The sequence below is a fragment of the Streptomyces katrae genome (assembly GCF_000717655.1).
GTDB classification, from domain to species: Bacteria; Actinomycetota; Actinomycetes; order Streptomycetales; family Streptomycetaceae; genus Streptomyces; species Streptomyces katrae_B.
Map to the genome: position 1 here is coordinate 248,718 of NZ_JNZY01000006.1, position 15,121 is coordinate 263,838.

The window sequence follows — 15,121 nt, forward strand, 5'->3', positions numbered from 1 at the left end:
AAAATCCCTTCGCCGGGGTCAGTAGCGGACGGGCAGGGCCGTCAGCGCGCGGTTGAGGAGCGAGAGCTGCCAGGTGTGCTGCTGCCGGTCGAGCAGCTCCAGGCCCGGGTACTCGCGTACGAGCACGTCGACCACCGCGCCGGCCACCAGCCGGGCGAACGCCGCCCCGATGCAGAAGTGCGCGCCGAAGCCGAACCCGAGGTGCGAGGCGCTGCCGCGCCGGACGCTGAACAGGTCCGGATCCGCGAAGCGCGCGGGGTCCCGGTTGGCCGCCGCCGTGACCAGGAACAGCCGTTCCTCCGCGCGGACGGACCGCCCGTCGAGGTCGAAGTCCCGGGCGGCGGTGCGGATCGACATCTTCGACGGGCCGTCGAAGCGCATGGCCTCCTCCACCGCCATCGACACCAGCTGCGGGTCCTCCCGTACGGCCGCCAGCTGCTCGGGGTGCTCCAGCAGGGCCAGTACGGCGTTGACGATGAGGTTGCTGGTGGTCTCGCCGCCGGCGAACGCCATCTGCGTCAGCATCCCGACGAACTCCTCCTCGCTGACCGACTTCCCGATCTGGCCGCCCGCCAGCACCGCGCTGATCAGGTCGTCCTTGGGGTCGGCGCGCCGTTGCTGCACCAGGTCGGCGAGGTAGTCGTCCAGGTTGACCAGGGACTGGAGCGAGGTGCGGTACTCGCGCTCCTCCTGGGCCGCGCCCAGGACGAGGTCGCCGACCCGGGCGTTCCAGTACCAGAAGGACGGGCCGTGCGCCTGGGGGACGCCCAGCCAGCGGGCGAAGACGAGGGCGGGCAGCGGCCGGGCGATGTCGGCGACCAGGTCCCCGATCCGGCCGGGGACGGCGCGGCGGGCGAGCATGGCACGGGTGGCGCGCTCGACGAAGGCCCGGTAGCGGCCGATCGAGCGGGCCGCGAACTGCTCCTGGAACACCTGGCGCAGCCGCCGGTGCTGCGGGGCGTCGTTGAAGACCATCCAGCGGGACAGGATCGCGAAGGCCCGCTCCGCGTCCTCGCGGGCGCCCTCCGGCACGGCGTCCATCAGCGGGCGCACCCGCTCGGCGGAGACCGCGGGGTCGCGCAGGCAGTGCATCAGCTGGGCGTGTCCGGTGACGAGCCAGGCCCGGTGCATGGCGGACCAGTACACGGGGTCGTGGTCGCGCAGGGAGTTGAGGTATCCGTACGGGTCGGCGTTGACGGCGGGGTCGAGGAGGTAGCGCTCGGTGAAGGCGGCCGCGGGGGCCGGCGGGCTCGTAAGGGTCACAGGAGCCGGCGGGGTGGCCGGCGGCGCGGTCCTGCCGGTGATCGGGCACACCAGGGCGGACGGGTCCGTGCTCGTGGTGGCGTTCGAGGTCGTGTTCGCGGTCAGGACGGTCATCGGCGTGCCTCCGACTGGATCCGGCCGAGCACACCAGCGGTCTTGTGCATCAGCCGTTCGGACATCATGGACATGTGATCGCCTTCGGTGACGTGGACGGTCAGCCCGCCGAGCGCGACCTCGCGCCAGCGCTCGACGTAGGTCCGGAAGTCCACGTCCAGACCGGGCATCGGTTCGCCGTCGGGCAGTCCGGCGGCCGCGCTGCCCACCAGGAGGTGGACGTGGCCGGGGTAGGGGCGCAGTGCGTAGCCGGCCAGGGCGGTGAGCAGGGAGTGCCACACCTCGATGGGGGCGTGCTCCACCAGGGACGCCTCGCCGGGGCTCATGCCGGCGCCCAGCAGCAGGGCGGTGAGCTCGGCCACGGCCGCCTCGCGCTCCGCGGACGGCGGCATCGTGCGGACGCGGTCGCGCATCCGCAGCCCCCGCTCCATGTCCCGGCCTACCGCCGCGAGGCGTTCGCGGGACGCCGGGTGGGGCAGGTGCGGCTCGATCAGCGTGAGCGGGGCGACGGTGTGACCGGCCTCGTGCAGCTGGGTGGCCATCTCGAGGGCGATGTTGGCGCCCATCGACCAGCCGAGCAGGTCGTGCGGCCCGTGCCCGCCGTGGGCGGCCATCTCGGCGGCGTAGTTGGCCGCGATGCCGGCGATCGTGGTCGGGTCCACGCCGCCGAGCAGGCCCCGGGCCTGGAAGGCCCGGACCGGCTGCCCCGGCGGGAGGGCCCGGGCGAGCGGCACGTACCAGGCGCCGCTGCCGCCGCTGGGGTGCACGCACCACAGCGGGGCGCCGTCGCCCTCGCGCAGCCGGACCTCCGAGGTGACGGCCTTGGCGCCGGCAGAAGTCTCCGCGGCTTCCGCCGCCCGGGCCGCCGCCTCCGTGGCGCGGGCGGCGAGCCGGGCGATCGTCGGCAGTTCGAGCAGGTCCCGTACGGAGACGCTCAAGCCGCGGGCGGCGGCCTGCGCGGCGACCCGCACGGTGGAGAGCGAACTGCCGCCGAGGGCGAAGAAGTCGTCGTGGACACCGACCTGGGAGATGCCGAGGACCGTGCGCCACACCTCGGCGAGCACCACCTCGGCGGGCGTGCCGGGCGCGACGTAGTCGGTGGCGCTGTGCAGGCGGTCGGCCGAGGGCAGCGGCAGGGCCCTCTTGTCGATCTTGCCGCTGCTGTTGACCGGCATCGCATCGAGGAACACGAACCGCGCGGGGACCATGTACGCGGGCACCTTGGCCCGCAGCGCCCGGCGGAAGGGCTCGACGACGGGCTCCACGCCCGCCTCGGGCAGCACGTACGCCACCAGCGCCGGCTCCGGCAGGTCGCGCCGCAGCAGGACCACCGCCTGCTGCACCTCGGGCAGTTCCCGCAGCCCGTGCTCGATCTCGCCCAGCTCGATGCGGAACCCGCGCAGCTTCACCTGGCTGTCGCGGCGGCCCAGGACCTCCACCGCGCCGTCGGGCAGCTGGACGCCGATGTCGCCGGTCCGGCACAGCCGGCTGCCGGGGGCGCCGTACGGGTCGGGGACGAACGCGGCGGCGGTCAGGTCGGGGCGGTTCACATAGCCCCGGCCGATGGCGCGCCCGCCGAGGTAGACCTCGCCCTGTACCCCGACGGGAACGGGCTGGAGGTCCTCGTCGAGTACGTAGGCCTGCGTGTTGCGCATCGGCCAGCCGATCGGCGGCCGCTTGCAGTCCGGCTTGAGGAGGGTGGAGACGGACCACACCGCCGTCTCGGTGAGCCCGTAGACGTTGTAGAACCGCCGTCCGCGCGCCCACTTCCGGGGGAGTTCGGCCGGGCAGGCCTCGCCGCACACCTGGAGGATCCGCAGCGCCGGGAAGCGGTCCTCGCCCAGGGCCGCCAGGGCGCTCGGCGCGAGCATCGCGACGGTGATCCCGTACTCGAGCAGCGTGTTCGCCAGATCGGCACCCGCGCGCAGCGCCTCCCTGGGCGGGGTGCACAGCTGGGCGCCGTTCGCCAGTGCCCACGTCAGGTCCAGGATGGAGACGTCGAAGCTGAGGGAGGCGAACTGGAGCACCCGGTCCTCGGCGGTCACGGGGAACAGATCGCGCTGCCCCTCCAGCATGTTGGTCAGGCTGCGGTGCTGGATGGTGACGCCCTTGGGCGTGCCGGTGGAGCCGGAGGTGTAGAGGACGTACGCGGCGTTGTCCGCGGTGACGGGCAGCGCGGGCACCGGCGCGCCGACGGGAGCGGCCCAGGTCTCCGGGTCGTCCACGACCAGGGTCGGTCCGTCGAAGGGCACGACCCCGAGCAGCGAGGACTGGGTGATCAGCACCGGCATCCCGCTGTCCTCGACGATGAACTTCAGCCGGTCGGCCGGGTGCTGCGACTCCAGCGGCAGGAACGCGCCGCCCGCTCGCAGGACCCCGAGCACCGCCCGGACCATCTCGGCTCCGCGGTCGAGGCAGATGCCGACCGGCACCTCCGGGCCGACCCCGAGCGCCCGCAACCGGTCCGCCAACTGGCGTACGGAGTTGTCCAGCTCGGCGTACGTGATCTCCCGTTCGCCCTGTCGGACGGCCACCGCGCCGGGCGTGAGCACCGCGTGTTCGGCCACGCACTCGTGGAACATCAGGGAGGTGTTGGGAAGTTCGGGCCCCCGGCCCCACTCCTCCAGCGCCCGCATGCGCGCCTCGCCGGCGAGCGCAGGCGCCGCGACCGGCGCCTGGGGCCGCCCGGTCATCGCCTTCAGCACCTCGCACATCAGGTCGGCGAGCTGCTCGGCGGTGGCGGGGGCCAGGTAGTCCGGGTCGACGTCGAGGACGAGGGACTCCACGCTCGCGTTGAGCATCAGCGGGAACGCGGTACGGGCGATCTCCAGCGAGTCGTCCCAGCTGTCCCCGGACAGCCGGTGGAAGTTGACGTAGTTGAACAGGGTGTCCGCCACGCTCGGCGCACCGGGCCTCAGCTGTGCCATGCGGGCCAGCGGCACCCTGCGGTACGGGAGCATCTCCTGCTCCGCGGCGAACGCCGCCTTCAGGTACTCCAGCCAGCTGCCCCGGGGGCGGCGGACCCCGAACGGGACGGTGTTGAGGAACAGCCCGCGCATCCGGTCGGAGCCGGGCACCTCGGGCCGCCCGTTGGTGACCAGGCCGACCGAGTGGCCCTCGGCGTCGCCGTCACGCTCGGCGAACAGGCTCATGGTGTGGTGGAACGCCGTCAGCAGGACGGTACGGCGGGGCACCCCGGCCAGCCGGGCCAGCCGGCCGATCGGCTCGGCCAGGGCCGCGTACGAGCGGCGCACCTCGTGGACGAACTGCCCGCCGTCGGAGGCCTCGGTACCGCGCCGGGTGAACCGGACCGGGCTCAGGTCGCCGAGCGCCTTGCGCCAGAACTCGAGCCCCTCCTCGTCGACGAGCGCGGCCCGCTCCAGGGCCACGTACTCGGCGTACGGGGGCGCCGGCGGCAGCTGCGGGGTCCGGCCCTGGGCCACGGCCTGCCGGTGCAGGTCGAGCAGGTCCGCGATCAGCGAGGTCAGGCTCCAGCCGTCGAGCACCACGTGGCAGTCGGTGAGCGTGAGCCGCAGCTCCTGGTCGGTGAGCCGGTGCAGGTGGATGCGGACCAGCGGCGGGGCGGCCAGGTCGAAGCGCCGGGCGAACTCCGCGTCGACGTAGCGCCGTACGCAGGCCCACTGCTCCTCGTGGGGCAGGCTCCGCAGATCGCTGTACCCGACCGCGAGTCCGGCGGTGCGGTGCACCAGCTGGAGCGGCTCGGAGAAGGAGGCGAGGTCGATGGAGGACCGCAGGATGCTGTGGCCGCGTACGACGGTGTCCACCGCGGTCTGGAAGGCGGCGAGGTCGAAGCCCTCCGGCACGGTGATCTTGAGGTCGGTGACGTTGTGGTAGGCGCCGCGGCTCGGGTCGGCCAGCATCTCGTGCAGCATCCCGGCCTGCAGCATGGTCAGCGGGTAGGCGTCCTCCAGCCCCTCCGGCAGCCGGGCCGCGTCGGCCGGGTCGAGCTGGGAGAACGGCTCCACGGGCGCGGGGCCGGTGTCGGCGGCGGCCTCCGTCGCCAGCGCCGCGAGGTCGCCCAGGGTGCGGGCGCGGAACAGGTCCGGGACGCTCAGGCCCAGCCCGGCGGAGCGGGCCTGGCCGATCACGCGCAGGGCCAGCATCGAGTCGCCGCCCAGGTCGAAGAAGTTCGCCGTACGGCTGATCCGCTCGGCGCCCAGCACGTCCGACCAGATGCGGGCCAGCGCCTCCTCCGTCGCACCGGCCGGCGGGACGTGTCCGGCGGGCGCGGCGGCCCCTTCGGCGGCCACCGCCACCAGGGACTTGCGGTCCACCTTGCCGTTGGCGGTGATCGGCAGCTTCGGGTGCCGGACGAACAGCGCGGGCACCATGTAGTCGGGCAGCGTGAGCCGCAGCCGGTCGCGCAGGTCCGGGGCGTCCAGCGGCCGGCCCTCGGTCAGCACCACGTGGGCGACCAGGCGGGCGCCGCCGTGCGCATCGGGCCGGGCCACCACCGCGGCGTCCCGTATGCCGGGCAGGGCGCGCAGCGCGGTCTCGATCTCGCCCGGCTCGATGCGGAACCCGCGGATCTTCACCTGGTGGTCGGCCCGGCCGGCGTACGCCAACTGCCCGTCGGGCAGCACCCGTACCAGGTCGCCGGTGCGGTACATACGGGTCCCGGCCGGACCGAACGGGTCGAGGGGGAAGCGCTCGGCGGACAGCTCCGGCCGGTTGCGGTAGCCGCGGGCGACGCCGCCGCCGGCCACGTACAGCTCTCCGACCGTGCCGTGCGGCACCAGCCGGCCCGCCCGGTCCAGGACGTAGCCGTGCTGGCCGGCCAGCGGGCGGCCGATCGGCGAGTACACGGGGGAGACCGTGTCCTCCTCGGTGATCAGCCGGTAGGTGACGTGCACGGTGGTCTCGGTGATCCCGTACATGTTCACCAGAGCGGGCCGCTCGCCCTCGGGTACGGCGAACCAGTCGCGGTAGTCGCGGGCGTCGAAGGCGTCACCGCCGAAGATCACGGTGCGCAGTGCGAGCGCGCCGAACTCCTCGCCCTGCTGCGCCAGATGGGCCCGCAGCCCCTTGAAGGCGGCCGGGGTCTGGTTGAGCACGGTGACGCGCTCGTCGCGCAGGACGGCGTGCACGGCGGCGGGGTCGCGGACCTCGTCCTCGGTCAGCACCACGACGCGGCCGCCGGAGGTCAGCGGCCCCCACAGCTCCCAGACGGAGAAGTCGAACGCGGGGGAGTGCAGGAGCGTCCACACGTCGTCGGTGCCGAAGCCGAAGTGGCGGTCGGCGGCGCCCAGCAGCCACGCCAGGTTGCCGTGGGTGATCTCGACGCCCTTGGGCTGCCCGGTCGATCCCGAGGTGTAGATGACGTACGCGAGGGTCTGCGGCCCGGGGAACACGGCGGAGAGCGGCTCCCCGGTGTCGTCGGCCGAGTCGCCGGCCGTGCCGTCGGCGGGGCCCTCGAGCGGGATCACTCCCACCGGCAGCCCCTGCACCGCGGCGCGGCCGACGGCGTCCGCGACCACCCACTCCACCCCCGCGTCACCGACCGTGAACTCCCGCCGGGCCCGCGGGTGGGCGGGGTCCAGCGGCAGGTACGCCGCACCCGCCCTCCATACGCCGAGCAGCGCCACGGCCAGGTCGACCGAGCGGCCCAGGCAGACCCCGACCAGGGATTCCGGGCCGATGCCCGCGGCCCGCAGCCGCCGGGCCAGGGCCAGGGAGGCCGCGTCGAGTTCGGCGTACGTCAGGCTGCGGCCGCCGCCGGAGACGGCCACGGCGGTGGGGGCCAGCCGGATCCGCTCGCCCAGGCGCTCCAGCGCGAGCCGGGGTGCCGGCTCGGGTACGGCGTCCGCCGACGGGCGGTTCGCCGGGCCGTCGGGGCCGAGCAGTGCGGCCCGCTCGTCGGCGGTGAGCAGGTCGGCCATCCCGAGCGGGACGTCCGGGGCCTCGGTGAACGCCTGCAGCACCGCGACGGTGTGCTCGGCCAGCCGGGCCACCGAAGCCGCGTCGAACAGGTCGGGGCGGTAGACGAACCGGAGCCGGATGCGGTCCGCGTCCTCGCTGACGTCCAGCGTCAGGTCGAACTTCGCGGTGGTCAGGTCGATGGGGAAGGCCGTTCCCGTCGCGTCGCCGAGGGCGTACGCGCCCTGCTTCGCGGCGGCGGAGTGCGAGAACAGCACCTGGAACAGCGGGTTGCGCGACAGGTCCCGCTCGGGGCTCAGCTCGTCGACGACCCGCTCGAAGGGGAGGCTCTGGTGGGAGAGGGCGCCCAGGACGCTCTCCCGGGTCCGGGCGAGGAGCTGTGCCGAGGTCGGGTCGCCCGACAGGTCGGTACGGATCACCAGGGTGTTCACGAAGAACCCGACCAGCTGCTCGATCTCCGGGCGTTCCCGGTTGGCGACGACGGTGCCGATCGCGATGTCGTCCTGGCCGCTGTGGAAGGCCAGCGCCGCCTGGAAGGCCGACATGAGGGTCATGTACGAGGTGGTGTCGGCCCGTCGGCCGAGCTTGGCCAGGGCCGCCGTCAGCGGCTGGGGGAGCTCGACCGTGTGCACGGCGCCGGCGCAGGTGCGCACGGCCGGCCGCGGGTGGTCGGTGGGCAGTTCGAGCGGGGTCAGGCCGGCCAGGGCCGTACGCCAGTAGCCCAGCTCCGTGCTCTCGTCGGCCCCGCGCTGCCAGTGTGCGTAGTCGGTGTACTCGACCGGTGGCGCGGCGAGGTGCGGGGGCCGTCCCTGGGTTCTGGCGCGGTAGCAGGCGCTCAGGTCGCCGGTCAGGATGTCCAGCGACCAGCCGTCCGAGACGATGTGGTGCATGGCCAGGACGAGGACGTGGTCCTCGGCGGAGATCCGCAGCAGGGTGGCCCGGAACGGGGGCGCGGCGGCCAGGTCGAAGGGGCGCAGCGCCACCTCCCGTACGGCCTCGGCGACCGCCCCGGGGCCGCCGCCCCGGACCGCCGGGGGCAGGTCGACCACGTCCAGGCCGGGTGCGTCGGCGGCGGCGAGCACGTGCTGGGCCGGTACGCCGTCCTCGTGGGTGAACACCACCCGCAGCTGCTCGTGGCGGGCGACGAGGTCCCCGATCGCGGCGCTCAGCGCGGCCGCGTCCAGCGGGCCGGTGAACCGCCAGGCCGCGGGCATCAGGTATTCGACGCCGCCGGGGTCGAGCTGGTCGAGGAAGTACAGCCGCTGCTGGGCGGCCGACAGCGGGGCCTGCGCGGGGCGCGGGTCGAGCCGGGGGATTCCCACGGGCGCCGCGGCGGCCTTGCCGCGCAGGCGCATTTCGAGGAGCCGGCGGGCCGCCGGGGAGAGACCGCCGGGGTTCGTGGAAGAGGTGGTGGAGGGTTCGACCTGTGCAGTGGTCATCGGAAGTGCCGTCCAATCAAGGCTGGGATCGGGGCGGGGATCGCTGCGGCGATCAGAAGTCGGAGGTCAGGGACAGGTCGATCTCGTCGTCGCTCATCGAGGAGATCTGGTCGATGAGCTGTCGTTCCACTTGCATGGCGAGCAGTTCGACCGTCGGGTGGTCGAACAGGTCGCGTACCTGGATGGGGCAGTCGAACGCGGTGCGCAGGCGGGACGCGGCCGCCACGGCGCGCAGCGAGTGGCCGCCGAGGGCGAAGAAGTCCTCCCGGATCCCGACCTCGGGCAGCCCCAGGACCTCGGCCCAGATCTGGGCCGTCACGACCTCGGTCGGGGTGCGCGGCGCCACGGACGCGGCGGGCGCGGCCAGGACCGGGTCGGGCAGGGCGGTGGTGTCGGTCTTGCCCTGCACGGTCCGCGGCAGGGCGTCGAGCAGGACGAACGCGGCGGGCACCATGTAGCCGGGCAGCAGCGTCCGGCACCAGGCGGCCAGTACCTCGGCGTCGAGCCCCTGGCCGGCCGCGTAGCCGACGAGGGCGCGCTCGCCGCGCAGTTCCCGGACCAGTACGGCTGCGCCGTGCACGCCCGGGTGCTGTTCCAGGACGGCTTCGACCTCGGCCGGTTCGATGCGGAAGCCGCGGATCTTGACCTGGTCGTCGGTGCGGCCGAGGAACTCCAGTTCCCCGGAGGGCAGTCGGCGGACCAGGTCGCCGGTGCGGTAGAGCCGGCCGCCGTCTCCGCCGAACGGGTCGGGTACGAACCTCTCGGCGGTGAGGGCGGGCTGCCCCAGGTAGCCGCGGGCCAGCTCCGGGCCGCCGATCAGCAGCTCGCCCGGCACGCCGACGGGTACGAGCTGCCCGACGGCGTCCACGACGTACGCCCGGCGGGAGCCCAGCGGTCTGCCGATCGCCACCCGGCCCTCGACCGGTGCGGTGACCGTGTGCGCGGTGGCCGAGATGACCGACTCGGTCGGGCCGTACGTGTTGACGACCGGCACGTCGGGGAGGTGCGCGAACCAGCGGGCCAGCGGCGCCGAGGGCAGTGCCTCGCCGCCGGTGACGAGCAGGCGCAGGCTCTTGAGGTCCCCGGCGACCGCGTCGAGGCGGGCGACGATCTCCTCCCAGTAGGCGGGGGTGGCCTCCATGACCGTGACGCCCCGGGTGCGGACCGCCTCGGCGAGCTCCTCCACCGCCCACACCTCGTCCGGCCGGACCACCACCGAGGCTCCCGCGCCGAGGGCGGGCAGCACCTGCTCCAGGGAGGCGTCGAAGGAGAAGGATGCGAAGGCGAGGACGCGGTCGTCCGCCGTGATGCCGAAGAGCTCGCGGGCCGCGGCGGCGTGCGCGCCGAGCGCATGGTGTTCGACGCCGACGGCCTTGGGGCGGCCGGTGGAGCCCGAGGTGAAGATGACGTAGGCGACGTCGTCGGGGGCGGGGGTGTGGTGCGGGGCGTCCGGGTCGGGCACGACGGTGTCGACGGGGACGGTCCGCGGCCCGAGCTCGGTGGCCAGGGCGTGGGTCGAGGCGTCGCTGAAGACGCTGTGCACGCCCGCCTCGGCGCACATGAACCGCAGCCGGTCCTCCGGCAGCCGGGGGTCGAGGGGTACGTAGACCCCTCCGGCCCGCCAGATCGCGGCCATCGCGGCGACGGAGCGGATGCCGCGGCGCAGGCACACGCCGACGGGTGTGCCCGGCCGTACTCCGGCGTTGGCCAGGGCGCGGGCCAGCCCGCCGGTCAGGCCGTCGAGTTCGCCGTACGTCAGGCTCTCGTCCCCGCAGAGCAGCGCCACCGCGTCCGGCGCACCCGACACCCTGAACGGCGTCGTCGGGGCGGCCACTGCGGAGCCCGCTGCCCCGGCCAGCTCCTCGTACTCGGCGGCGGACAGCAGCTCCAGCCGCCCGACGGCCTGCTCCGGATCGGCGACGACCGACTCCAGCACCCGGCCCACGTGCCCGGCGAACCGGGTGACCGTGGCGGCATCGAAGAGATCGCTCGCGTACTCCACGTTCAGCGCGAACCGGTCGGGATAGAGCAGGAAGGTGGCGGTCAGGTCGAACTTGGCCGAGCCCCACGGCAGGACGAAGTGCTCCACGTCGAGGCCCTCGACCCGCGGGCCGCCGGCGGCGCTCTCCTGTACGTCGAACATCACCTGGAACAAGGGGTTGCGCGACGGATCCCGCTCCGGCCGCAGCTGTTCCACCAGCCGCTCGAACGGCACCTCCTGGTGGTCGAAGGCCCCGAGCACCGACTCCCGGACCCGGCCCAGGAACTCCGTGAACGAGGGCTCGCCGGACAGGTCCCCGCGCAGCACCACCGTGTTCACCAGCAGCCCCACCAGCCGCTCCAGTTCCACCTGGCCACGGCCCGCGACCGGCGTGCCCACCGCCACGTCCTGCTGCCCGCACCAGCGGCCCAGCACGATCTGCACCACGGCCAGCAGCACCGTGAACCGGGTCACCCCGTGCCGCCGGGCCAGCTCACCGAGGGCGGCCTCCAGCTCCTTCGGCAGGTCGATCTCGACCGCGCCGCCCCGGCCCGACCAGCCCGCCGGGCGCGGCCGGTCCGTCGGCAGCTCCAGTACGGGCACGCCGGCCAGGGCCCCCTCCCAGTAAGCCAGCTGCCGGTCCAGCACCTCGCCGGCCATCCGGTCGCGCTGCCAGACCGCGAAGTCCCCGTACTGGACGGGGACGGGCGGCAGTCCGGCCGGCCGCCCGGCCACGCGGGCGGCGTACGCCTGCGCCAGCTCCCCGATGATCACGTCCTTCGACCAGCCGTCGGTGGCCACGTGGTGGAAGGCGATGACGGCGACGTGGTCCTGCGGGTCCAGCTCCCACACCCCGGCCCGCAGCAGCGGCGGCCCGGCCAGGTCGAAACGGCGGGTGGCGTACGGGACGGCCACCTCCCGGAGCCGGGCCAGCCGTGAGGCTTCGTCGTCGCCGGGTGGGGCCGACTGCCACACGAGCGGTACGCGGACCCCGTCGACCACCCGCTGCGCGGGCCGGCCGTCCACCTCGACGAGGGCGGTCCGCAGCGCCTCGTGCCGGGCCACCACCTCGTCGAGGGCGCCCTGCCAGGCATCCCGGTCGAGCCCGCCGCGCATCCGCCACGAGAACCAGAGCACGTACTCGTCGCCGACGTCGGACATGCGGTCCAGGAACCACATCCGCTCCTGAGCGAAGGACAGCGGCAGCAGCCCCGAACGGTCCACCGGGACGACGGTCGCCGCACCCGCCTGCCGGGCGGCGGCCACCAGCGGCCCGAACTCGCGGATCCGGGGGTTCTCGAACAGGGTGCGCAGCTCCACCTCGCGGCCGAGCCGCTCCGCTATCCGGGAGACGGCCATCGTGGCGAGCAGGGAGTGGCCGCCCAGGTCGAAGAAGCCGTCGTCGATGCCGACGCGGTCGACCCCCAGGACCTCGGCCCAGATCTCGGCGACCACCTGCTCGGTGGCGTCGCGCGGCGCGATGAACTCGAGGCCGCCCGCGGCAGCCCGGTCCCGTTCCGCCCGCCCCCCGTCCGGCCGGGCCGCGGGCAGGGCGGCCCGGTCCAGCTTGCCCGAGGTGTTCACGGGCAGCGCGTCGAGCGCCACGAAGTCCGCGGGCACGGCGTAGTGCGGCAGCCGGCCGGCGCAGAAGGACCGCAGTACGGTGGGCTCCACCGGGCCCCCGGGGCCGGCCACCACGTAGCCGGTCAGGCTCTTGCCGCCCTGGGCGTCCGCGCCGACGGCCACCGCGGCGGCCACCACACCCGGGCACCGCGCCAAGACCGCCTCCACCTCGCCGAGTTCGATGCGGAAGCCCCGGATCTTGACCTGGTCGTCGGTGCGGCCGAGGAACTCCAGCTCCCCGGAGGGCAGTCGGCGGACCAGGTCGCCCGTGCGGTACAGCCGGCCCCCGTCGCCGTCGTCGCCGTACGGGTCCGGTACGAACTTCCGCGCGGTGAGGGCCGGCCGGCCGAGGTAGCCGCGGGCCAGTTCCGGGCCGCCGATCAGCAGCTCGCCGGGCTCGCCGACCGGCACGAGCTCGTCGTGCGCGTCGACCACGTACATCCGGCGGGAGCCCAGCGGCCGCCCGATCGGCACCCGGCCGGGGTCCCCCGCCGCGCCGATCTCGTGCGTGGTGGCGGTGACGGTGGTCTCGGTCGGGCCGTACGCGTTGAGCACCCGTACGTGCGGGGCCCGCGCCTGCCAGGCGGCCAGCGCCGCGGCCGGGACGGACTCCCCGCCGAGGACCAGCAGGCGCAGCGCGGCCAGCGGGGCCGCGGTGCGGTCGGTGAGCGAGAACGCCAGTTCGGCCCAGTAGGTGGGCGGCAGGTTCAGGACGGTGATCCCGTGCCGCCCGACCACCGAGGGGAGCTGCGCGGGCAGCCACTGCTCGTCCGGCCGGACCACCAGGGTGGCCCCGCAGCCGAGGGCGGTCAGCAGCTGGTCCAGCGAGGCGTCGAACGAGAAGGACGAGAAGGCGAGCACCCGGTCCCGGGCGGTGATCCCGAACTCCTCGCGGACGGCGGCGACGTGTGCGGCGATCGCCCCGTGCTCGATGCCGACGGCCTTCGGCCGGCCGGTGGAGCCCGAGGTGAAGATGACGTACGCGAGGTCCTGCGGGCCGGGGGTGTGGTGCGCGGCGCCCGCATCGGGCCCGGCGTCCTCCACCCGGAGCACCTGCGGGCCGAGCGCGGCGGCCAGTTCGACGGTCGCCGCATCGGTGAGCACGCAGTGCAGCCCGGCCTCTTCGGCCATGAACCGCAGCCGCTCCTCGGGGAGCGCGGGATCCAGCGGTACGTAGACCCCGCCGGCCCGCCAGATCGCCGTCAGCGCGGCCACGGACCGGATCCCGCGCCGCAGGCACACGCCCACCGGGGTCCCCGGGCGGACGCCCGCCGCCCGCAGGGCCGTGGCCAGACCGCCGCCGAGCGCGTCCAGTTCGCCGTAGCGCAGGGTCTCCTCCCCGCAGACCAGGGCCACCGCGTCGGGTGCGCCCGTGACGGTGAACGGCCCCGCGGTCGTCGGCGCGGTGCGCCCCGAGCCCGCCATGGCGAGCAGGCGGCGACGCTCCTTGCCGGGCAACGGCGCGAGCCGCCCGGCGAGTTCGGCCACCGGGGTGCCCGGCGAGGCCGTCACGGCGCGCAGGAGCTCGACGTAGCCCTCGGTGAAGCGGACCATCGTGCTCTGGTCGAACAGGGCCGTGGAGTACTGGAGCCGCGCGGCGATGTCACCGTTGGCGCGCAGGCTCAGGTCGAGGAACACGTCCAGCGGCGTGCCCGTCAGCGGGGTCCGGACCAGCGCCACGTCCAGCGCGTCCAGCCGGGCCGCCGACGGAACGGTGTTGAGCAGCGTGAAGGAGGCCTGGGCGAGCGGGTGGCGGGACAGGTCGCGCTCGGTGACCACCTCGCCGACCACCCGGTCGAACGGGGCTTCGGAGTGCGAGAAGTCCCGCAGGGCGCCCGACCGGACCCGGTTCAGCAGGGCGGCGAAGGTCGGATCGCCGGACAGGTCGGTACGCAGCACGATCGTGTTGACGAACGGGCCGATCAGACCCGCCACTTCGGCGCGACCGCGGTCGGCCAGGGTGGTGCACACGGCGATGTCGGAGCGGCCGGAGTAGTGACCCAGCAGGGTCTGGTACACGGCGAGCAGCAGCATGTAGCGGGTCGCACGCTGCTCGCGGGCCACCCGGTCGACCTCGGCGACCAGCTCGGCCGGCAGCTCGAAGCGGACCACGTCCCCGGAGCCGTCCCAGAACGCCGGCCGGGGCCGGTCCGCGGGCAGCGCGAGCGGGGCGACTCCGGCCAGCCGCTCGCGCCAGTACCCGAGCAGCCGCTCCATGCGCGGCCCGCCCAGCCGTTCGGCCTCGGTGCGGGCCACGTCGGCGTACTGCAGCGGCGGCGCGTCCACCGCCTCGCCCCGGTAGCCGGCGTCCAGTTCGCGCAGCAGCACGTCCCACGACCAGCCGTCCACGGCGATGTGGTGCACCACCAGCAGCAGGACGTGCTCCTCGGGCCCGAGGCGGGTGAGCGTGGCCCGCAGCGGGTGCTCCTTCGCCAGGTCGAGCGGGCGCGCCAGCTCCCGGTCGAAGAGCTCGGCGGTGCTGTCCGCCTCCACCCGCGCCAGCCGGCTGCGGCCCGCCGGGTCCACCACGGGTACGGGCTCCCCGTCGACGGCCGTGAACCGGGTGCGCAGCACCTCGTGGCGGTCCACGATCCCCGTCAGCGACCGCTCCAGGGCCGGGACGTCGAGGGCGCCGCGGATGCGCAGGGCCAGCGGGAGCAGGGACTCGGCGGAGCCTCCGGTGAGCTGGTCGAGGAACCACAGCCTCCGCTGCGCGAACGACACTCCGTCACCGTCACGTACGGCAAAGCCGGCTTCGCTGCCGTGCCTCGCCGCTCCGCCGTGCGCTGCGACAACCTTCACT

3 protein-coding genes are annotated in these 15,121 nt (G+C 74.5%); all 3 read right to left on the reverse strand.

The window, feature by feature from the left end; translation table 11 throughout:
- Positions 1 to 18: 18 nt before the first annotated feature.
- From IF09_RS0110125 to IF09_RS0110135, 3 genes are read right to left on the reverse strand one after another with little or no spacing between them, the layout of a single operon-like run.
- Positions 19 to 1,377 carry a cytochrome P450 gene (locus IF09_RS0110125; protein ID WP_078613166.1) on the reverse strand — a complete coding sequence of 453 codons (1,359 nt, stop codon included), beginning with the start codon at positions 1,375 to 1,377 and terminating at the stop codon, positions 19 to 21.
- Positions 1,374 to 8,714, reverse strand: coding sequence for a non-ribosomal peptide synthetase (locus tag IF09_RS0110130; RefSeq protein ID WP_030294143.1), 7,341 nt, complete (start codon positions 8,712 to 8,714; stop codon positions 1,374 to 1,376). Before IF09_RS0110130 ends, IF09_RS0110125 begins: the two co-directional genes overlap by 4 nt.
- Before the next feature lie 52 nt (positions 8,715 to 8,766).
- Complete coding sequence (locus IF09_RS0110135; RefSeq protein ID WP_030294145.1) at positions 8,767 to 15,042, reverse strand: non-ribosomal peptide synthetase; 6,276 nt, start codon at positions 15,040 to 15,042, stop codon at positions 8,767 to 8,769.
- Positions 15,043 to 15,121 lie beyond the last annotated feature (79 nt).

Excerpts from the sequence above, each read along its gene's own strand:
- IF09_RS0110130 (WP_030294143.1), bottom strand. The coding sequence starts at position 8,714 with ATGACCACTGCACAGGTCGAACCCTCCACCACCTCTTCCACGAACCCC.
- IF09_RS0110125 (WP_078613166.1), bottom strand. The coding sequence starts at position 1,377 with ATGACCGTCCTGACCGCGAACACGACCTCGAACGCCACCACGAGCACG.